This window comes from Micromonospora antibiotica (assembly GCF_017599305.1).
GTDB lineage: Bacteria > Actinomycetota > Actinomycetes > Mycobacteriales > Micromonosporaceae > Micromonospora > Micromonospora antibiotica.
On the sequence record NZ_JAGFWR010000002.1, the window covers coordinates 712,567 to 732,220 of the forward strand.

Here is a 19,654-nt window from a genome sequence, read left to right on the forward strand (position 1 = left end):
GCCGTCGCCTACTCTTCCCGCGACCGGCTGTCGCTGAGCCGGAAGTACGGGGCGACGAGCCGGTCCCGGTCGGCCAGCGCCTGCCCGATGCCCTTCTCCCGGCGCTCCTTGAGGAAGTTCCAGTCCCCCTCGGCGAAGCTGACGTTGGTGGCCCAGCCGTGCCCGACCCAACCCGTCATCGCCCCGAGACCCTTGCCCCGGGCCTCCATCACCACCTGCATCATCGACTTGCCCATCATCAGCGAGTCCAGCGGCATCACCGCGATCGCGTCGGCGTAGTCGTCGACCCAACGTTGCAGGTCCTCACGGGGTACGACCTTGGTGACCAGGCCCTTGCGTTCGCCCTCCTCGGCACCGATCGCCCGCATGGTGAGCATGACGTCCTTCATCGTGGTCAGGCCGACCTTCTCGATCCAGTGGTACATGTCCTGCGGGGCGGGCCCCAGGTAGCGGAACGCCGGGTGGGTGAACCGGGCGTCCGGGGAGGCGATGACGATGTCGGCGGAGAGCGCGATCTGGAAGTGCCCGCCGTAGCAGTAGCCCTGCACCTGGCAGATGGTCGCCTTGAGCGATTCGATGATCGGCCGGGTGAAGCCGGAGCTGAGCACGTTGCGGTCGGGCAGGATGCGCTGCCGCTGGGCGGGTCGCCGCCGGGACGCCTTGTCGGTGCCGGTCTTGTAGCCGATGTAGTGGCCGAGTTCGGCGGCGTCGGCGCCGGTGCCGAAGTGCTCCCCCTCCCCCGTGAACACGATGACCTTGACCCGGTCGTCGGTCTCGGCCTCCTTCACCAGGTCGCCGACGCGTTCGAAGGCGGCCACCGGGATGGCGTTGAGTCGCTCCGGGCGGTCGAAGGTGATGGTGGCGACGGCCCGCTCCTCGTCGACGTCGTAGCGGACGTACTTCGCCAGGACCTCGGGGTCGACCTCCATGTTCTCGACGTCCCACTGGCTTTCCAGCAGCTCGGCTTCGGTCTTCTTCACGGCGGGTTCCTTAGGTCAGGTGGTACGGAAGGCGGGGATCACTTCGGTGGCGAACAGCCGCAGCGAGGCGCGGAGCTTGTCGGTCGGCATCCCGAGCCACCCGGGACGGAAGATCAGGTGGTCGAAGCCCAGGTCCCGCAGCGCGCTGATCCGCTCGACGAGGAATTCGGGCGAGCCCAGCAGCAGCGTGTTGCGGACCAGTTCGTCGAAGCGGTCCCGCTGCCAGCGCAGCGCCGGGTACTCGGCGTACGTCGAGTACTCGACCCGGGCGTGCGGCAGCGCCTCCGCGACGGCCTGTTCGGTGCTCGGCGCGCAGTACAGCTCCACGCCGACGGGCCGCTGTACCGTCGCCGGGTCCCGCCCGTACTCGGCCAGCGCCTCGTTGTAGACGGCCAGGTGTTCGGGCAGGAACCGGCGGCTCGGGGAGTTGCCCGGGGCGTACCAGGCGTCACCGAGCCGGGCGGCCCGCCGGACCGCCTTCTTGCCCCCGGCGCCGATCCAGATCGGTGGGCCGCCCGGGGTCAGCGGCGGGATGCCGATGGTGGCGTCGACCTGCGGATAGAACTCCCCGTCGTGGGTGACCGGCTTTCCGGTCCACAGCGCCCGGATCAGCCGCAGGCTCTCGTCGAACCGGCGGAACCGGCTCTCCGGGTCGACGCCGAAGGCGGCGAACTCGTTGTCCCGGTAGCCCGCACCGACGCCGAGGACCACCCGCCCGCCGGAGAGGTGGTCCAGGGTGGCGAACTCCTCGGCGACGTGCACCGGGTGGAACATCGGCAGCAGCAGGATGCCGGTGCCGAGCAGCATGTCCCCCGAGCGCGGGATCAGGCTCGCCAGCATCGAGATCGGCTGCGGGGTGGCCAGGTTGGACTGGAAGTGGTTGATCGTCCACACCGAGTCGTAGCCCAGCTCCGCGGCCAGTTCGACAGTGCCGAACAGGTCGTCGAGGTGCCTGCGGAGGTCGTCGCCGGGTGGGTACTGGTGCGACGCCATGATGCCGAACCTCATCGGCTCCCCCTAGCTGTCGGTCGGCTGGTCCGGCCGTCGTCCGGCCGGGACACCGCCACGGAGGCGATGCTGTCCGCCGCCGGTGCGGCGGCCGCCGCGCGGTCGGCGTCGGTCGGGTCGGGCGACGGCACCGTCGCCCCGGCCCCGGCCGGCTGCGCCGCCGGGTCCGCCACGCGGCTGATCTTGCCGGTGGCGCTGCGTTCCAGGGCCGGCACGAACTCGATGCGCCGGGGGGCTTTGAAGTGGGCCAGCCGCTCCCGGGCGTACGCGACGAGCCGCGCGGAAAGGTCGGTGTCGTCGACCGTGCCGTCGGTGGCCCGGACCACCAGCGCCACCGGGATCTCACCCAGCCGGTCGTCCGGGCGGCCGAGCACCCGGACGTCGCGCACCAGCGGATGGGCCCGCAGTTCGTCCTCGATCTCCTCGGGCCAGACCTGGAAACCCCCGCACTTGATCATGTCCCGTTTGCGGCCGACCAGGAAGAGCACCCCGTCGGCGTCGACGTAGCCCATGTCGCCGGTGTGCACCCACCCGTCGCGGACCAGCTCGGCCGAGGCGGCGTCGTCGTCGACGTACCCCCGGGTCAGGGCGGAGCGGACCACCACCTCACCCTGCGCGCCGGACGGCAGCGCGGTGCCGGTGTCGTCGCGGATCTCCAACTCGACGCCCGGGTAGACCCGGCCGGCGGAGCCGGGCTTCCACCGGCCGGCCTTCATGTCCCGGCCGGTCCAGCCGGCGATGTGCCCGGCCTCGGTCGAGCCGTAGTTGACCAGGATGGGCACCCGGTAGCGCTCCTCGAACGCGCGCCGCACCGGCCAGGAGATCGCCTGCCCTGCCACCAGGACCGACTTGACCCCGGTGAACGGCAGGTCCCGGTCGGCGTGCACGATGTCGAAGACCATGGTGGGCAGCAGGAAGAGGTTGTCGAACCCGAACCGCGCCATGAGGTCGGCGAGCCGGTCGACGCCGAAGCGTTCCCAGACCACCGCCGACCGGCCGACGAAGTACGCGAACAGCAGCGCGTGCTGGCCGCCACTGTGGAACAGCGGCAGGGCGATGAGGTTCGGCCTGGCGTCCGGCGCGGCGGTGCCCTCGGCCCCGGTGCCGGTGGTGACCCGGGCCAGCCGCATCAGCGACTCCCGCGTCCCGCCGTGGGTGACGCTGACCGCCTTCGGTCGTCCGGTCGTGCCGCCGGTGAACAGGATGCACGCCTCGGCCTCCGGCCCGACCTCGACGCCGGTGACCCGCACCTCCCGCCGCCACGGCAACGCCGGCACCCCGGCCAGCGACGCCGTGACGGAGCGCACCGGGAGACCTGCGGCGACGTCACCCGCCCCGGTGCCGTCGGCGTCGTCGTCCCCGGGGGCGGCCCGGGTGGCGTCTCCGGCGGCAGCCCGGGTGGCGAGGAACGCGGCGACCACGTCGGGGCGACGGTCGTCGACCAGCAGCAGCCGGGGCGCGGTCTTGGCCACCGACTCGGCCAGCTCGGCGGCGTTGTAGAGGCTGCTGACGGTGACCGGCACCGCGCCGATCTTCCAGGCCCCGAAGAGCAGGAACACGATCTCGGGCCCGTTGGTCAGGTAGCAGGCGACCCGGTCGCCGGGGCCGACGCCCTCGGCCCGCAGCGCGGCGGCGACACCCCCGGCGAGCAGGTCGATCTGGTCGAAAGTCCACGACCTGCCGTCCTCGCCGTACAGGCCGGGCAGGTCGGCCCGGTCGGCGCACCGGCCCTCCAGGATGCCGACCAGGTTGCCGGCGCTCACCGGGTCACCCTCATTCACCGGGCCACCGGCGTTCACCGGGCCACCGACGCCCGCTGGACCACCGACGCCCGCTGGACCACCGGCGCTCACCGGGTCACCCCGGGGGCGGTCGCGGCGAGCCTCGGGATGACCTCCGCGCCGAAGCGGGCGAGTTGCTCCATCGCCTCGTCCTGGCCCGCGCCGACGAACTGGTGACGCAGCGAGACCTCGGTGATGCCCAGCTCGCTCTCCCAGCGGCGCAGCTTGGCGACGATCTCGTCGGCCGAGCCGACCAGGCAGTCCTCGGCGAGGTACCGGTCGAGGTCGAGGGACTGGGCGTCGTCCCACGACTTGTAGCCCGCGTACTGGCGTTGCAGGTGCGGACGGACGGCCGCGACGGCCGCCGGGTAGCTGTCGCCGAGGTACGCCTCGCGGCTCATCGGGTACTCCCGGTCCGGGGAAAAGCCGCGCTCGGCGAGGTCGGCCCGGTAGATGCCGAGCAGCCGGGCCAGCTCGGCGTCGTCGCCCTTGGGGCCGATCAGCCATGGGGCGTCCAGCCGGGCGGCGCGGCGGATCGCGGGTTCGGCGAACGCGCCGATCCACAGCGGTGGGCCGCCGGGCTGGACCGGGCGCAGCGCCAGGGACGCGCCGGGGACCTCGCCCCAGCTGCCGGCGGCGTCGATCGTCTCGCCGTTCCACAGGGCGCGCAGCATCGGCACGTACTCCCGTAGTCGCCGCAGCCGGTCCTCCCAGGCGACGCCGAACGCGGTGGTCTCGCGGCGGCGGTAGCCGGCGCCGATGCCGACGGTCAACCGGCCACCGGACAGCAGGTCGAGGGAGGCGAGGTCCTCGGCGAGGGCGACCGGGTTCAGCAGCGGGGCCAGCAGGACCCCGAACCCGATCCGCACCCGGGAGGTGGCGTGGGCGAGGTAGCCGGCGAGCGGGATGGGCTGGACGAACGCCGACCGGGCCAGGTAGTGGTGGCCGAGGTAGACGGCGTGGAAGCCGGCCGCCTCGGCGGCGGCGGCCTGGGCCAGTACGCCGTCGATGCCCTCGGTGGCCGACGCCGACGGGTCGAACTGGGCGCTCAGGAAACAGCTGATCTTCACCCGGCGACCGCCTCAGGAGTGGCTACCCGCTCGGCGGCGCGGTCCTGGGCCCGGAAGTGCGGGATGACCTTGTCGGCGAACTCCTCCATCGAGCGCAGCGCGGCCTTGCGGTCCAGGGACGGGATCCGCAGCCATCCGATGTAGTGGTTGATGCCGAGCTGTTCGCGCAGCATCTCGATGGTGTCGATGACGCGCTGGGCGGAGCCGAAGTTGCCGCCGTGGGTCAGCGTCTGCTCCAGGGTCAGCAGTTCGATGTTCTTGGCGACGGCCGCATAGTAGGACCGCTCCTGGGCGATGGCGTCCTCCGAGCCGGGGATGACCTTGCCGACGGACTTGTAGTAGTTCATCGCCGCCTGGGCCGCCGCGCGCAGGCCCTCCTCGCCGTCGCCGCACCAGACCTGTTGCATGAACGGCAGGTCGTAGGTGGAGATGTCGAAGCCGTTGTCCCGCATGCTCTGCCGGTAGAGGGCGAAGTTCTTCTGCATGATGCCCAACGGCGTGAAGTTCGGTGAGGTGATGATCGACTCGCCGACCGCGCCGCGTTCCCGGAAGCTCTCGGGGGAGACCGTGCCCTGCAGGATGGGCGGCCCGCCGGGGGTGAACGGCCTCGGGTAGGTGGTGACGTTGTCGTAGTGGAAGATCTCGCCGTGGTAGGAGAAGTTCTCCTGCGACAGCGCGAGCCGCAGGATATCCAGGGTCTCCTGGTAGCGCTGCTTGGACTCCGCCAGGGGCACCCCGAAGCCGGCGAACTCGGCGGGCTGGTAGCCGCGGCCGACGCCGATGGAGACCCGGCCGCCGCTGAGCACGTCGAGGGCGGCGATGTCCTCGGCCAGCCGCAGCGGGTGGTGCAGCGGGAGGACCAGGACGGCGGTGCCGATGGTGATCTGCCGGGTCCGCTCGGCGACGGCCATGCCGAAGTTAACCGGGCTGCCGAGGATGCCGTACTTCGAGAAGTGGTGCTCGGCGAGCCAGATCGAGTCGAAGCCCAGCTCGTCGGCCAGCTGGATCTCGTCGAGGGTCTCTCGGAGCACCTGGTGGTCCGATGCGCCGTCGGCCACCGGGAACAGGTTCATGATTCCGAACTTCACGGCCTTCTCCTCATTTATTCCGACCAGCCGGTATGTTACTGCCCGGGTGGGTGCCCGGCAAGACTTCCGCAGGTCAGCCCCGCCCGGCCCGACGTGCCCGGATACGCAACTCCCCGGTCCGTCGCCGGTGCCACGACCCCCGACCGCACCGGGCGTCGAGCACGAACGCCCGGCGCAGGAACAGGTGCGGGTCAGCCTCCATGGTGATGCCCATCCCGCCGTGCACCTGGATGCACCGCTCCGCGGCGAACACCGCCGCCTGCCCGGCCGCCGCCTTCGCGGCGTGCACCTGGATCCCGGCGTCCGGGCGACCGGTGTCGACCGCCCACGCCGCGTACAGGGTCAGGTCCCACGCCGCCTTGCGGGCGGTAGCCGCCTCGGCCAGCGGGAACGCGACCCCCTGGAACGCGCCGATCACCTGACCGAACTGCCGGCGCGTCCGGGCCTGCTCGGCGGCCAGGTCGATCGCCCCCTGCGCCACCCCGCACAGCTCGGCCGCCACCACCAGCGCGGCCCGCAGCGGGCCGGTTCCGGCTGGCTGTGTCCGCTCGGGTACGGCCACCGTCAGGTCCGACAGCGGCACCGACGGGTCCACCGACTGCCGCGCGGTGGTCCGGACCGGGTCGGCGAACCAGACCCCGTCCGGGCCGAGGGCGACGACGCCGTCGGCCTGCGCCGCGTACGGCACCAGGGTCCGCACCAGCGGGTCCGGCGCCACCCCGTCGGCCCACCCGGAGCTGCCCGGCACGTCGACGGCCAGGGTGAGCACCCGGCGACCGTCGAGCACCTCGTCGGGGAGCGGACCGGTGCGCCGCTCCTCGCCGCAGAGCAGCTGGACCGCCGCCGCATGCGCCGGGAACCGGCTCGGCACCAACCGCCCACCGAGCGCCTCCACGGCGACCAGCAGGTCGATCAGGCCCGACCCGATGCCACCGGCCGGCTCGGGCACCCCGAGCAGCCCGAAGTCGCGCAGCAGCGGACCGTCAGCCGCGGGGGCCCGCCACGGGCCGGACTGCAACTCGCGGGCCGTGCCCCGGTCGGCGTCCGCGAGCGCGCCCACGGTCGCACCGATCTCCCGCTGTTCCTCGGTGAATGTCGCACGCACCAGACCACTCCGCTCAGCGTGAGCGGGGCAGGCGCAACACCCGCTCCGCGAGAATCGACTTCTGGACTTCCTCCGTGCCGCCCTCGATCGTGTGGGCGCGGGCCCGCAGGTAGCGGCGCATCCGGGCGGCGGCGCCGTCGCCGTCGACCAGCACCCCGCCGGCCTCGTCGAGCTGCACGGCGAGCCGGTTGGCGTGCTGCACCACCCGGGCCCACAGGCTCTTGAGCGCCGAGGTCTCCGGCCCGGGTACGCCGCCGGCCCGGCTCTCGCCCAGCATCCGCATCGACCCGATCCGGACCGCCTCGGCGTCGCACTGCAACGCGCCCACCGCGTCGGCGAACGCGCTGTCGTCGGCCACGCCCCGCTCGACCGCGACGTCGATCAGCCGGTCCACCGCCTGGCGGGCCCACACCCACAGGTTCAGCGCCATGCTGCCGCGTTCGAACGCGAGCGTGGTGAGCGCGACGGTCCAGCCGTTGCCGACCCCGCCGAGCACGTCGTCGTCGGCGACGAACACGTCGTCGAGGAACATCTCGTTGAACTCGGTGTCCCCGTTGATCATCACCAGTGACCGGACGGTGAACCCGTCCATCGGGGCGAGGAAGTAGGTGATGCCCCGGTGCTTCGGCGCGTCGGGGTCGGTGCGCGCCAGCAGCAGGCACTTCGACGCGTTGTGCGCGTTGGACGTCCAGATCTTGGCCCCGTTGATCCGCCAGCCCCCGTCGACCCGGGTCGCCGCCGTGGTCAGGCTGGCCAGGTCCGACCCGGAGCCGGGCTCGCTGAAGCCCTGACACCAGTACTCGTCGCCACGCAGGATGCCGGGCAGGTGCCGGGCCTGCTGGGCGTCGGTGCCGTGCGCGATGATCGTCGGCCCGGCCAGCATCATGCCCACCCCGTTGAGCGGGTACGGCGCACCGCGTACCGCCGCCTCCTCGTTGAAGACGGCCTGCGCCAGCGCGTCCATCCCCCGGCCGCCGTGCGCGACCGGCCAGGACAGCCCGGCCCAGTTGCCGGCGCAGAGCCGGTCCTGCCACACCCGCGACCAGTGCTCCCGCTCGTCCTGGGTCAGCTCCTCCTGGTCGGGCACGTCGGCCAGCGCCCCGTCGAGCCACCTGCCGACCTCGCGCCGGAACGCCAGGTCGGTGTCACTGTCAGCGAAGTCCATGCCCACCTCCCACCTGGTCGTCGATGTCGCCGGTCACGCGCCGGCCTGTCCGGCGCGGGTGAGCCGGGCCTTGTAGAGCTTGCCGTTCGGGTCGCGGGGCAGCGCGTCGCGCACGACGTAGGACTGCGGACGCTTCGGCTTGGCCAACCGCTCGGTGAGGTAACGGCGCAGCTCCGCCAGTGCCTCCTCCGGGTCGGGCGCGGTGTCGGCCAGCACGACATGGGCCTGGGGAACCTCGCCGAACTCCGGATCGGGCGTGCCGACGACCCCGACGTCGGCCACCCAGTCGTGGCCGATCAACGCCGCCTCGATCTCGGCCGGGTAGACGTTGACGCCGCCGACCAGGATCAGCTCGGCCGCGCGGCCGGTGATGTAGAGGAACCCGTCGGCGTCGACGTGGCCGACGTCCCAGACGGTCAGCAGGCCGTCGCGGCGCGCGCCGTCGGTCTTGCCGGGATCGTTGTGGTATTCGACCCGGTCGTCGCCCTGGCGCATGTAGACGATGCCGGTCTGCCCGACGGGCACCTCGTTGCCCAGCTCGTCGAGGATGCGCAGGGTGGAGATCGAGGCCGGCCGGCCGACCGTGCCCGGGTGGGCCAGCCACTCGTGGGGTCGCGCGACGGTGGTGCCGACCTCGGTCGAGCCGTAGTACTCGTAGACCACCGGGCCGAACCAGTCGAGGATGCGCTGCTTGACCTCGCGCGGGCAGGGTGCCGCGCCGTGCAGCACGTAGCGCAGCGAGGAGACGTCGTAGCGGTCGCGGACCACCTCGGGCAGCTGCAGCAACCGGTAGAAGTGGGTCGGCACCATGCTGGTGCCGGTGACCCGCCGCTCCTGGACCCGGCGCAGGAAGCCCTCCGGCGTCCAGCCGTCCATCAGCACCATCGTGCCGCCGGCGTGCAGCGCGCCCATCGCCGGGGTGATGTTGGCCGAGTGGTACATCGGGGCCGACACCAGCCAGGACGCGAACGCGTCGCGCTCCATGCCGAACTCCCGGAACAACCAGACGTAGGTCAGCGCGCCGGTGTCCGCGTCGACGCCGCTGAGCGGACGCTTGACCCCCTTGGGCCGGCCGGTGGTGCCGGAGGTGTACATCATCAGCGACCCGGCCGGGGTCTGCGCCGGGCTGGTGGCGGGCATGTCGGCGGTGAGCGCCGAGAGCGGTCGGGCCCGGTCGGTGCGGGGCGCGCCGTCGACGAAGACCTGGATGTCGGGCGCGGCACCGGCGGCGTCGACCACCACGTCCTCGACCCGCTCGGAGCCCACCACCACCCGGGCGGCGCTGTCGGCGAGGATGTAGCCGACCTCGGGCGCGGTGAGGTGGTAGTTGAGGGTGACCAGGTAGAGCCCGGACTGCATGGCCGCGAGATAGAGCGCGACCAGGCCGGGGCTGTTGGTCATCACCGCCGCGACGGTGTCGCCGGGCCGCAGGCCCGCGTGGGTACGCAGCCCGTGCGAGATCCGGTTGACCTCGGCGAACAGGTCACCGTAGGAGATCCGCCGGTCATCGGCGGTCACGATCGCGCACAGGTCCGGTTCCGCGGCTGCCCAGAGCCGGAACCCGGTCCGCTCCTCGCTCATCGGACTCCTTGAGCTAGATTCCGACCATCCGGTATGTTGGTGTCCCACAGTAAGGGAGCCTCCCGACGATGTCCAGACCCGCGATCGACGCCCACGCCGCCAGTTGGCGGGCCCGCCAGGTGCCGGTCCCCGCCCAGGTCGTCGACGGTGTCTGGGCCATCCCGGTCCCCCTGCACGGCAGCGCGCTGCGGTCCATCACCGTCTTCCTGATCACCACCGGCGACGGCCCCGTCCTCGTCGACGCCGGCTACGACCACCCGAGCTGCTGGGCGTCGTTCCAACGGTCGCTGGCCGCCATCGGCCAGCGGGTCGACACCATCACGGCGGTCCTGCTCACCCACAACCACCCCGACCACGTCGGCTTCGCCGACCGGGTACGCGCCGCCTCCGGCGCGCGGGTGGTGATGGGCGCGGCCGACGACTTCGCCACCATGCACCGACGGCGCGGCACCTTCCTGCAGCAGGTACGCACCGCACTCGACCTGACCGGCGCCCCGCCCGACGTCGTCGCCGCCATGTACGCCGACGCGGTCGCCGTCGCCGTGCACCGGGAGGACCTGCGGCTCGACGTGGCCGTGGACCACGACACCGAATTCCGCTTCGGCGACGTGACCGTCCGCGCCCTGCCCGCTCCCGGGCACACCTACGGCCACACCGTCTACGTCGACTCCCGGGGGCTGGTCTTCACCGGTGACACGATGATGGCCGAGGGGCCCACCCAACTCGCCATCGTCAGTCGCCCCGACGACGACCCGGCCGCCGACCTGTTCGGCACGCTGGCCCGCATCGGCGACCTCGGGGCCGCCATCGCCTGCCCCGCCCACCAGTTCCCCTACCGCGACGTCGCCGCCCGCGCGCAGGCCCTCGCCGCGTTCCACCGCGACGAGGTCGCGACGGTCCGGGGCCTGGCCCGCGACGGTGACACCGCGTGGGACGTCGCCCGGCGGATGACCTGGAAGAAGCCGTGGGACGAGCTGGGCCGGGGCACCCGACGGTTCGCCCTGGTGCACACCCTCGCCCTGCTCCGCCACGCCGCCACCGACAGGTGACGCCGGGGCGGCCCGCCCGACCCGACGACCGGCTCAGTCGCGCCGGGCGTCGTCGTACGTCCAGTCCGGGCGCAGGGTCGAGCGCAGCTCCCGCAGGGAACGCTTGAGCACCTTGCCGGACGGGTTGGTGGGGAACTCCGGCACCAGGTAGACCTCCTTGGGCACCTTGAACCGACCCAACCGCTGCCCGGCGTGCGCGATCAGCGCCTCGGGCGTCAACCCCGGCCGGGCCACCACGAACGCGGCCGGCACCTCCTGCCACACCGGGTGCGGGGCGGCCACCACCGAGGCGGCCAGCACCAGCGGATGGTCGGCCAGCACGTTCTCGATCTCGGCGCTGGACATGTTCTCCCCACCACTGCGGATCATGTCCTTGAGCCGGTCACGGATGTAGAGGTAGCCGTCGGCGTCGAAACAGCCGATGTCACCGGTGTGGAACCAGCCGTCCCGGAACGCGGCGGCGGTCGCCGCCGGATCGTCGAGGTAGCCGGGGCTCACCTTCGGCCCGCGTGCGACCACCTCACCGGGCACGCCGACCGGCACGTCCGCACCGTCCGGGTCGACCACCCGGACCTGGACCCACGGCACCGGCAGCCCCACCGACCCCTGCTTGGACTCCTGGTGCGCGGCGTCGAGGTAGGTCAGCCCGCTGCACGTCTCGGTGAGGCCGTACCCCTCGATCAGCCGGGCGTTCGGGAACAGCCCTCGGGCCACCCCGAACAGCGCCGAGGTGACCTGCGAGAAGATCAGCCAGCGGACCGACGACAGGTCGGCGGCCGCGGCGGTGGGCTCGCGGCGGACCAGGTCCAGCATGGTCGCCGCGACCACCATGCCGGTGATCCGTTCCGTCTCGATCGCCCGCAGCACCGCCGCCGGCACGAACCGGCGGTGCAGCACCATGGCGCCCCCGACGTGCCAGATACCGAAGCCGGGCAGGTCGGTGCCGCCGACGTGGTAGAGCGGCGCGACGTTGAGGATCCGGTCCGTCGGCCGCAGCCCCAGCTCGACGATCTGGGCGTGCATGTTCCGGTTCACGTTGCCGTGGGTGAGCAGCACCCCCTTGGGCAGGCTGGTGGTGCCGGAGGTGTAGACGATCCGCTGCAGGGCCGCGTCGTCGAGGTCGGCGTCGGCGACCCGCGCGCCCCGGTGCGCCGCGACGAGCGCCCGCACGTCGGTCCAGCCGTCGATCGGCTCCAACGCCAACCGGCGTACCTGCGGCAGGTCGGCGAGGGCGGCGGCGGTGAGCGCGGCGAACTCCGGCACGGTGGCGACCGCCCCGACCCGCGCGTGCGCCAGCAACCGGGCCAGCTCCCCCGCGGTGAGCCGGTAGTTCAGCGGGACCACGACCGCGCCGAGTTTCGCCAGGGCCAGGCAGAGAATGAGGAACTCGGGGACGTTGTCCGCGACGACCGCCACCCGGGCGTCCCGGCGTACCCCCTCGGTGGCCAGACCGGCGGCCAGGGCGTTGACGTCGTCGTCGAGCTGCCGGTGGGTCCACCGGCGGTCGGCGAAGACGAGCGCGTCGGCGTCGGCGAACCGGCGGGCGTTACCGGCCAGCATCGCAGCGAGGTTCGCGGTGCTCACCCGGACACCGCCGCCTCACGCAGCGCCTTCTTCAGCACCTTGCCGGAGTCGTTGCGCGGCAACGACGTCACCAGCTGCACATGCCGGGGGACCTTGAAGCGGGCCAGTTCGGCCAGGCAGTGCGCGCGCAACTCCTCGGCGGTGGCGCTCGCGCCGCCACGGAGGATGACGAACGCCTTGGGCACCTCGTCCCACTGCGGGTCGGGCACTCCGATCACGGCGACCTCGGCGACGTCGGGGTGCTGGGCGAGGACCCGTTCGATCTCGGCGCTGGCGATGTTCTCCCCACCGGACTTGATCAGGTCGGCCCGGCGGTCGACGAACCACAGGTAGCCGTCGGCGTCGATCCGCCCCACGTCGCCGGTGCGGAACCAGCCGTCGCGCCGGCTGCGCCGGTTGGCCTCGTCGTCGTTCCAGTAGCCGGGCGACACCTTCTCCCCCCGGACGATGATCTCCCCCTCGATGTCCGGGCCGACCGGCCGGAAGTGCTCGTCGACGATGCGGATCTGCACCCCGGGGAACGGTGCCCCGAGCGCGCCCAGCTTGCTCTGCTCGTGGGCGGCGTCGAGGTAACAGACGCCGTTGCACAGCTCGGTCATGCCGAAGGTGTCGATCAGGCGGACGTGCGGCAGCCGGCGCTTCACCTCCTGCCGCACGCTCGGCGCGACCCCGGCGAACAGCAGGTAGCGCAGCGCACCGAGGTCCGGCGGGTCGTCCAGGTCGAGCAGCCCGAACAGGATCTGGGCGGCCAGCACCAGGCCGGTGATCCGCTCCTGCGCGGCGATCCGGGCGATGTCGGTCGGCTTGAACGTCGGGGTGAGCACCATCGTCGCCCCGGCGACGAACGTCGCCAGGCCCGGCGCCTCCAGCCCGCTGACGTGGAACAACGGCGCGGAGACGAGGATCCGGTCGGCGGCGGTCAACTCCAGTTCGAGGACCTGCGCGAAGTGGTTCGCGGTGAGGTTCCCGCAGGTGTGCACCACCCCCTTGGGGCGGGCGGTGGTGCCCGAGGTGTAGAGCAGCCGGTGCACGTCGGTGGGGCCCTTGTCGGCGTCGGCGACCCGGACGCCCGGCGGCTGACCGGCGAGCAGGTCGGCCAGCCGTCGGGCGTCGCCGACGACCGTGTCGCCGTTGGCGACCAGCGTCCGCAGCCCGGTCGTGGCCGCCAGCCGGGCGGCGTCGGCGGCGAAGTCGTCGTCGTAGAGCAGCCCGGCGACGCCGGCCTGGTCGATGACGTACGCCTGCTCGTTGGCGTGCAGCCGCCAGTTCAGCGGCACCGAGACCGCGCCGAGCCGGCTCAGCGCCAACAACTCGATGACGTAGGTGGCGGTGTTGCGCCCCAGCACCCCGACCAGGTCGCCGTCGGCGATGCCGGCGTCGCGCAGGGCGGCGGCGTGCCGGTCCACGTCGGCGTCCAGCTCGGCGTACGACCAGCGGGTGGTCCCGTCGACCAGGGCCTCGGCGTCGGCGCGGCGCAACGCCTGGCGGCGCAGGGTCTCGGTGAAGTTGCTGCCGCCCATCAGTCGCCGCTCCCCCGCCGCCGGGCCAGGATCTCCTCCCGGGACGGCAGCGACACGAACTCCAGCAGGTTGCCGTCGAGGTCGCGGGCGGCGAACGCGGTGATGTACCCGTAGTTGTCCAGCAGCACCCGATTCGGCGCGCTCAGGCACTGCGCGCCCAACTCGGTCAGCCGCCGGTGCAGGTCGTCCAGCTCGTCCAGGGGCACCTCGAAGCTGAGCAGGAAGGTGCCCAGCTCCAGGTGACCGGCGGTGGCGGTGCGGGTCTTCACGCCGTTCCACTCGATGAGTTCGAGCTGGCCGACCCGGCTGGGGCCCTGGAGGTACTGGACCCGGCCGGTGGTGCCGGCGGGCAACCCCAGCGACACCTCGATCCCCGGCCCGCCGACGTCGGTACGCAGCGTCCGGCGGTAGCCCAGGGCGCGTTCGTAGAAGTCCGCGGCGCGGTCGACGTCCGAGACGGTCATCGCCACGTGGTGCACTTCGCTGACCGGCATGATGCCTGCCTTCCGATGGGGTTCGCGGTTCAGGCGGACGGTCCGGACGGCCCGCCGAGGACCCGTTGGATCAGGGTGACCTCGTCGGCGCCGCTGTCCGGCACGATGAAGTCGTCGAGTCGGCAGATCTCGTCGACCGCGTCGAGGATGTCGTCGGGCGAGGCCGGGGTGGGCCCGCCGTACCAGCCGGGGGTGACGCCCAGGAAGATCCGCCCGACCCGGCCGCCGCCCACGGTGAGGATGTGCCGGTTGAGCTGGCACTGCTCCGAGGCGAGGAAGGTCGCCACGGCGGCCACGTGCTGCGGGTCGAACCGGTCGGTCAACTCGCCGAGCAGGTTCTCGGTCATCCGGGTCGCCGCCGTCGGCGCGATCGCGTTGACCAGGATGCCCCGGCGGGCACCCTCCAGGGCGAGCACGTTCATCAGCCCGATCAGGCCGGTCTTGGCGGCGCCGTAGTTGGCCTGACCGAAGTTGCCGAACAGGCCGGACGACGAACTGGTCAGCACGATCCGGCCGTAGCCCTGGGCGACCAGGTGCGGCCAGGCGGGCCGCAGCACGTGGAACGCCCCGGCCAGGTGCACGTCGAGCACCGCGCTGACGTCCTCGTCGGACATCTTGGCAAGCGTCCGGTCCCGCAGGATGCCGGCGTTGTGGATGACCGCGTCGAGCCGGCCGTACGTGTCGATGGCCCGGCCGACCAGGTCCGCACCACCGGCGGCGGTGGCCACCGAGTCGGTGGAGGCGACGGCGGCGCCGCCGGCCGCGCGGATCTCGGCGACGACCTGTTCGGCGGCGCCTGAGGAACCGGAGCCGTCGACCGTTCCGCCGAGGTCGTTGACGACCACCGACGCGCCCCGGGCGGCGAGGGTCGTCGCGTGCGCCCGGCCGATGCCGTTGCCCGCGCCGGTGACGACGACGACCCGGCCGTCGAGGGTGACCCGGGCGCTCATCGCTCGTTCCCCAGGACCGCCACGAACGCGACGCAGGAACCGGGCTGCCCGCCGAGGTTCTGGGCCACCGCCAGCCGGGCGTCGGGCACCTGTCGGGGCCCGGCCTCCCCGCGCAGCTGGGTGAAGCACTCGAACATCATCCGCAGCCCGGTCGCGCCGATCGGGTGGCCGAACGACTTGAGCCCGCCGTCGGTGTTGACCGGCAACGCCCCGTCGGCGTCGTAGCGGCCGTCGAGGATGTCCCGCCACGCCTTGCCGCGGGCGGAGAAGCCGAGGTCCTCCATCAGCACCACCTCCGTCGGGGTGAAACAGTCGTGCACCTCGGCCAACGAGATCTGCGTCGCCGGGTCGGTCACCCCGGCCTGCTCGTACGCCTCACGGGCGGCGGTGACCACCTCGGGGAAGGTGGTGAAGTCGTAGCCGTCGGCGGCCAGCCCGGCCCCGGAGCCGGCGACGAAGCTCATCCCGCGCAGGTAGACCGGTTTGTCGGTGTACCGGTGGGCGTCCTCGGCGCGGACCAGGATCGCCGCCGCAGCGCCGTCGGAGACGCCCGAGCAGTCCATGACGCCGAGCTGCCCGGCGATGCGCGGGGACCGCTCCACCGTCTCGGCGGTCACGGCCCGACGGAACTGGGCGCGGTCGTTGCGGGCGCCGTTGGCGTGGTTCTTCACCGCGACCCGGGTCATCGCGGCGCGCATCTGTCGCTCGTCGATCCCGTACGCCGCCTGATAGGCGGGGGCGAGCAGGGAGAAGCCGGCCGGGGCGGTCCAGTCGACGTCGGTGCCGTCGGCGGGTGGGAACACCGCCGACAGCCCGGAGTACGAGGAGTCCTTCAGCTTCTCCACCCCGGTCGCCATCACCATGTCGTACGCGCCGGAGGCGACCGCGAAGGCCGCGTTGCGCAACGCCTCCGAGCCGGTGGCGCAGTAGTTCTCCACCCGGGTCACCGGCTTACCGGTCAGCCGTAGCGGGCGGGCCAGGGTCTGCCCGGACAGGCCGGAACCCTGGGTGCCGACCCAGAACGCGTCGACGTCGCCGAGGGTGACGTCGGGCAGCGACCCGACGCACTCCTGCACGGCGTCGACGAGCAGGTCGTCGGCGGAGGAGTTCCAGTGGTCCCGGAACGGGGTGCAGCCCATCGCGACGATCGCGACGTCGTGGGTGGTGCGCCTACTGGCCATCGGCGGTGTCCTTCCCTGGCGCGGCGTCGGCGGGTGCCGGGCGGAGCTTCCAGAAGTAGTTGTGGATCGAGTCGGTGGTCCAGAGCCGGCGGAAGGTGGGGTCCATCGCCATCCCCACCGCCACGTCGCCGGGTGCCACGTCGGTGGCGTACGCGCTGAGCCGGCCGCCGCCGTCGACGTCGGCGACGACGATCGCGACCTCCGGTTCCGGCATGGTCGTCAGGTGGTCGCGGGTCACCGAGACCACCCTGGCGGTGCGGTCGCGCAGCGACACCGGGGCGGTGCCGGACCCGGCGGTGCCGCAGGAGGCGCAGACCCGGCCGGGGGGTGTGGTGACCCGGCCGCAGGCGTCGCAGCGGCTGCCCTCCAGCCGGTACTTCCAGCCGGCCCGGCGGTGCATGGGCGGGGCGGCCGGGGCCGGGGCGGCCGGTCGGGCCGGGCCCTGCACGTCGAGCAGTCCCCGCCAGCGCAGGTATCGGCCGTAGCCGAGGCGCTGCCGGGCGGCGAGCTGGGCGCGGACGGTCGGCCCGCCCCGGGCGGCGCGGACCCCGTCGCCGACCCGCAGCACGAACGCGTCGGCACCCTCGGTGGCCGACAGCAGCAGGATGGTCTGCCCGGGTTCGGCCTCGTCGAGGGCGTCCGCGAGCAGCAGCCCGGGGTGGGCGACGCCGGTGAAGCCGGTGGCCCGTTCGACGGTCGCGTCCTGCCCGGTGCCGCCGAGCGCCTTGCGTAGCGCCGCCGCCGCACGCGGGTTCGACGACGACACGACGACCTGGTCGACGGTGTCGAGGGACGCCTGCGCCAGGGCCCGGCGGGCGGTGTCGAGGCCGGCGGCGACGAGGATCTCGGCGGTGAACCGTTCGTCCCAGACCCGGTCGTGCCGTTCCCCGGGCAGCCGCCAGCGGTCCAGCAGTTCGGTGGTGTGGCCGGCGCGGGCGAGGAGCACGGCGGCCTGGCCGCCGCCGACGAACGCGGCGGCGGCGTCGCCCTGGGCCAGCTCGTCGGGGGCCCCGGGGCGGGTGGTGCGCACGTCGGCCAGGGCCGCGGTGGCGACACCCCGCAGGACCAGGTCGAGGGCGGACGCGCCGGCCCGGTGGCCGCGCAGGTCGAGGGCGGTGACGCCGGGGTCGAGGCCCAGCGCCTCGTGGACCACCCCGGCGGACGTCTTCGTCTCGTACGGGGCGCTGGTGGTGGCCAGCAGCAGGTGCCGCCCGGCCGGGGTGTCGGCGGCGACGTGCCGCAGCGCCTCGACGGCCATGGTCACGGCGTCCTCGTCGTAGCCGGCGACGCTGCGGGCACGGCCGCCGGCACGGGCCGGCGCGGTCGGATCGAGCCTGGTGTCGTCGAGCGCGTACGCCGGGAGGTAGGCCGCGTAGGCGTCGATGCCGGGTTGGTCGGGCATGGGTCGCGGGTTCTCCTTCAGCTCCACGAGGGGATGGCGGCGAGCAGGCGTCGGGTGTACTCCTGCTGCGGGTGGTCCAGCACGGTCAGCGCGTCGCCCTGTTCGACGACCCGCCCGCCGCTCATCACCGCGATCCGGTCGCACAGGTCGCTGGCGAGCATCAGGTCGTGGGTGACGAAGAGCAGGCCGATGCCGAGTTCGTCGACCAGGGTGCGGAACAGGTCGACGACCTTGGTCTGGGTGGTGACGTCCAGGGCGGTGGTGCACTCGTCGGCGATCACCAGCGCGGGGCGGGTGACGACGGCGAGCCCGATGGCGACCCGCTGGCGCAGGCCGCCGGAGAGCTGGTGGGGGTAGCTGGCCAGCACCCGGCCGGGGTCGTCGATGCGCATCTGGGCCAGCACCTCCACCGAGCGGCGTTCCACCTCGGCGCGGGTGATGTCCCGGACGTGGCGGCGCAGCACCTCGGCGAGCTGGGTGCGGACCTTCAGCAGCGGGTTCAGCGACCGGGACGCGTCCTGGAAGACCATGCCGACGGCGCTGCCCCGGACCCGGCCGGTGCGGTCGACGCCGGGGGCCACCACCTGCTCACCGGCGACCGCGATGGTGCCCTGGTCGACCCGGACGTTGCGGTCGAGCAGCCCGACGACGGCGCGGGCGAGGGTGGTCTTGCCGCTGCCGGACTCGCCGACGACGCCGACGATCTGGCCCCGGCGGATCTCCAGGTCGACGTCGTCGAGCAGGCGCAGCTCACCGTCGGCGAGCCGGGCGGTGATGGACAGTCCGGAGAGTGTCAGCAGTGCGCTCATCGCCGCCTCTTCCGCGGGTCGTGGTGGGTGAGCAGCGCGTCGCCGAGCAGGTTGACCAGCAGCACCAGCACGGTGATGGCGAGCCCGGGGAAGAAGGCGATCCACCAGGCCTGGCTCAGTTCGTCCTGGCCGGAGGCGAGCATCGAGCCCCAGCTGTTCATCGGCGGCACCACGCCCAGGCCGAGGAAGCTCAGCGCGCTCTCGACCAGGATCGCGGTGCCGACCTGGAGGGTGCCGAGCGCGACGATGGTGCCGGCGAGGTTGGGCAGGATGTGCCGGAAGACGATCCGGGGTTCGGACGCGCCGGCGGCGCGCAGGCCGACGACGAACTGGCGTTCCCGGATGGCCATGGTCGCCGCGCGGGTGACCCGGGCGCACACCGCCCAGCCGGTGAGCGCCAGCACCAGGAACAGCACCGGCAGGGAGCTGCCCCGGTTGGCGATGATGGCGAGGGCGACCAGGATGAACGGCAGGGCGAGCTGGGCGTCGATGAGGATCGAGATGACCCGGTCGACCCAGCCCCGGAAGTAGCCGGCCAGCAGGCCGAGCAGCGTGCCGGGGCCGATCGCGACGAGCGCGCCGACCAGGCCGATCACGATGGTCAGCCGGCCGGCGGAGACGAACTGGGTGAGCAGGTCCTGGCCGAGCTTGTCGGTGCCGAGGGGGTGCGCCCAGCTGCCGCCGGAAAGGAACGCGGGTGGCCGGCGGGTCGCGTCGAGGTCCTGGCCGCCGTCGGGCAGCAGCCCGGTCAGCGGCAGCACGAACACCGCGACGGCGGTCACCGCCAGCGGCAGGGCCAGCCAGAACACCGAGGTACGCGCCCGGCGGCCGGCCCGGCGCGGTGGCGACACCGGGGCGGTGACCGGGTCGAGTTCGAGTTGGCTCAT

Annotated in this window: 17 protein-coding genes; 1 reads left to right on the plus strand and 16 read right to left on the minus strand. The window is 73.0% G+C overall.

Annotation, left to right across the window (positions count from 1 at the left end):
- Positions 1-8: 8 nt before the first annotated feature.
- The 8 genes from JQN83_RS08090 to JQN83_RS08125 all read right to left on the minus strand — a co-directional run bounded on the left by JQN83_RS08090 (position 9) and on the right by JQN83_RS08125 (position 9,778).
- The gene (locus tag JQN83_RS08090; RefSeq protein ID WP_208566406.1) at positions 9-980 is read right to left on the minus strand and encodes an enoyl-CoA hydratase/isomerase family protein; all 972 of its coding nucleotides are present in this window, start codon (positions 978-980) and stop codon (positions 9-11) included.
- Positions 981-995: 15 nt separating this feature from the next.
- Entirely contained in the window at positions 996-1,988 is a 993-nt protein-coding gene (locus tag JQN83_RS08095) for an LLM class flavin-dependent oxidoreductase (protein ID WP_208566407.1), read from the minus strand.
- Positions 1,985-3,751: a class I adenylate-forming enzyme family protein gene (locus tag JQN83_RS08100; protein WP_208566408.1), complete on the minus strand. Its 1,767-nt coding sequence runs from the start codon at positions 3,749-3,751 to the stop codon at positions 1,985-1,987. Before JQN83_RS08100 ends, JQN83_RS08095 begins: the two co-directional genes overlap by 4 nt.
- A gap of 86 nt (positions 3,752-3,837) precedes the next feature.
- Entirely contained in the window at positions 3,838-4,839 is a 1,002-nt protein-coding gene (locus JQN83_RS08105) for an LLM class flavin-dependent oxidoreductase (protein ID WP_208566409.1), read from the minus strand.
- Positions 4,836-5,927: an LLM class flavin-dependent oxidoreductase gene (locus tag JQN83_RS08110; RefSeq protein ID WP_208566410.1), complete on the minus strand. Its 1,092-nt coding sequence runs from the start codon at positions 5,925-5,927 to the stop codon at positions 4,836-4,838. The genes JQN83_RS08105 and JQN83_RS08110 overlap by 4 nt, the downstream gene beginning before the upstream one ends.
- A gap of 73 nt (positions 5,928-6,000) precedes the next feature.
- Positions 6,001-7,032 (minus strand): acyl-CoA dehydrogenase family protein, encoded by a 1,032-nt coding sequence (locus JQN83_RS08115; protein WP_208566411.1) that lies wholly within the window; start codon positions 7,030-7,032, stop codon positions 6,001-6,003.
- Positions 7,033-7,045: 13 nt separating this feature from the next.
- Positions 7,046-8,197 carry an acyl-CoA dehydrogenase family protein gene (locus JQN83_RS08120; protein ID WP_208566412.1) on the minus strand — a complete coding sequence of 384 codons (1,152 nt, stop codon included), beginning with the start codon at positions 8,195-8,197 and terminating at the stop codon, positions 7,046-7,048.
- Between the two features lie 33 nt (positions 8,198-8,230).
- Positions 8,231-9,778, minus strand: a complete 1,548-nt coding sequence (locus tag JQN83_RS08125) for an AMP-binding protein (RefSeq protein WP_208566413.1) — start codon at positions 9,776-9,778, stop codon at positions 8,231-8,233.
- 68 nt (positions 9,779-9,846) lie between these two features.
- On the opposite strand from JQN83_RS08125, the gene JQN83_RS08130 reads away from it, so the two are divergent.
- The gene (locus JQN83_RS08130; protein ID WP_208566414.1) at positions 9,847-10,827 is read left to right on the plus strand and encodes an MBL fold metallo-hydrolase; all 981 of its coding nucleotides are present in this window, start codon (positions 9,847-9,849) and stop codon (positions 10,825-10,827) included.
- Positions 10,828-10,860: 33 nt separating this feature from the next.
- Here the strand turns inward: JQN83_RS08130 and JQN83_RS08135 are convergent, their stop codons facing one another.
- The 8 genes from JQN83_RS08135 to JQN83_RS08170 are packed head-to-tail and all read right to left on the minus strand — an operon-like array spanning position 10,861 to position 19,654.
- A complete protein-coding gene (locus tag JQN83_RS08135; protein WP_208566415.1) occupies positions 10,861-12,411 on the minus strand; it encodes a class I adenylate-forming enzyme family protein in 1,551 nt (516 codons plus the stop codon).
- Positions 12,408-13,931, minus strand: coding sequence for a class I adenylate-forming enzyme family protein (locus JQN83_RS08140; protein WP_208566416.1), 1,524 nt, complete (start codon positions 13,929-13,931; stop codon positions 12,408-12,410). Before JQN83_RS08140 ends, JQN83_RS08135 begins: the two co-directional genes overlap by 4 nt.
- Positions 13,931-14,425, minus strand: coding sequence for a VOC family protein (locus JQN83_RS08145; RefSeq protein ID WP_067309619.1), 495 nt, complete (start codon positions 14,423-14,425; stop codon positions 13,931-13,933). Before JQN83_RS08145 ends, JQN83_RS08140 begins: the two co-directional genes overlap by 1 nt.
- Before the next feature lie 29 nt (positions 14,426-14,454).
- Positions 14,455-15,375: an SDR family NAD(P)-dependent oxidoreductase gene (locus tag JQN83_RS08150; protein WP_208566417.1), complete on the minus strand. Its 921-nt coding sequence runs from the start codon at positions 15,373-15,375 to the stop codon at positions 14,455-14,457.
- Positions 15,372-16,556, minus strand: a complete 1,185-nt coding sequence (locus tag JQN83_RS08155) for an acetyl-CoA acetyltransferase (protein ID WP_208566418.1) — start codon at positions 16,554-16,556, stop codon at positions 15,372-15,374. The genes JQN83_RS08150 and JQN83_RS08155 overlap by 4 nt, the downstream gene beginning before the upstream one ends.
- Positions 16,546-17,958, minus strand: coding sequence for a zinc ribbon domain-containing protein (locus tag JQN83_RS08160; protein WP_208566419.1), 1,413 nt, complete (start codon positions 17,956-17,958; stop codon positions 16,546-16,548). The genes JQN83_RS08155 and JQN83_RS08160 overlap by 11 nt, the downstream gene beginning before the upstream one ends.
- Positions 17,959-17,975: 17 nt before the next feature.
- Positions 17,976-18,767, minus strand: coding sequence for an ABC transporter ATP-binding protein (locus JQN83_RS08165; RefSeq protein WP_208566420.1), 792 nt, complete (start codon positions 18,765-18,767; stop codon positions 17,976-17,978).
- Positions 18,764-19,654 (minus strand): ABC transporter permease, encoded by an 891-nt coding sequence (locus tag JQN83_RS08170; protein ID WP_208566421.1) that lies wholly within the window; start codon positions 19,652-19,654, stop codon positions 18,764-18,766. Before JQN83_RS08170 ends, JQN83_RS08165 begins: the two co-directional genes overlap by 4 nt.

Excerpts from the sequence above, each read along its gene's own strand:
- JQN83_RS08095 (WP_208566407.1), bottom strand. The coding sequence starts at position 1,988 with ATGAGGTTCGGCATCATGGCGTCGCACCAGTACCCACCCGGCGACGAC.
- JQN83_RS08120 (WP_208566412.1), bottom strand. The coding sequence starts at position 8,197 with ATGGACTTCGCTGACAGTGACACCGACCTGGCGTTCCGGCGCGAGGTC.
- JQN83_RS08125 (WP_208566413.1), bottom strand. The coding sequence starts at position 9,778 with ATGAGCGAGGAGCGGACCGGGTTCCGGCTCTGGGCAGCCGCGGAACCG.
- JQN83_RS08130 (WP_208566414.1), top strand. The coding sequence starts at position 9,847 with ATGTCCAGACCCGCGATCGACGCCCACGCCGCCAGTTGGCGGGCCCGC.
- JQN83_RS08140 (WP_208566416.1), bottom strand. The coding sequence starts at position 13,931 with ATGGGCGGCAGCAACTTCACCGAGACCCTGCGCCGCCAGGCGTTGCGC.
- JQN83_RS08145 (WP_067309619.1), bottom strand. The coding sequence starts at position 14,425 with ATGCCGGTCAGCGAAGTGCACCACGTGGCGATGACCGTCTCGGACGTC.
- JQN83_RS08150 (WP_208566417.1), bottom strand. The coding sequence starts at position 15,375 with ATGAGCGCCCGGGTCACCCTCGACGGCCGGGTCGTCGTCGTCACCGGC.
- JQN83_RS08155 (WP_208566418.1), bottom strand. The coding sequence starts at position 16,556 with ATGGCCAGTAGGCGCACCACCCACGACGTCGCGATCGTCGCGATGGGC.
- JQN83_RS08160 (WP_208566419.1), bottom strand. The coding sequence starts at position 17,958 with ATGCCCGACCAACCCGGCATCGACGCCTACGCGGCCTACCTCCCGGCG.
- JQN83_RS08165 (WP_208566420.1), bottom strand. The coding sequence starts at position 18,767 with ATGAGCGCACTGCTGACACTCTCCGGACTGTCCATCACCGCCCGGCTC.
- JQN83_RS08170 (WP_208566421.1), bottom strand. The coding sequence starts at position 19,654 with ATGAGCCAACTCGAACTCGACCCGGTCACCGCCCCGGTGTCGCCACCG.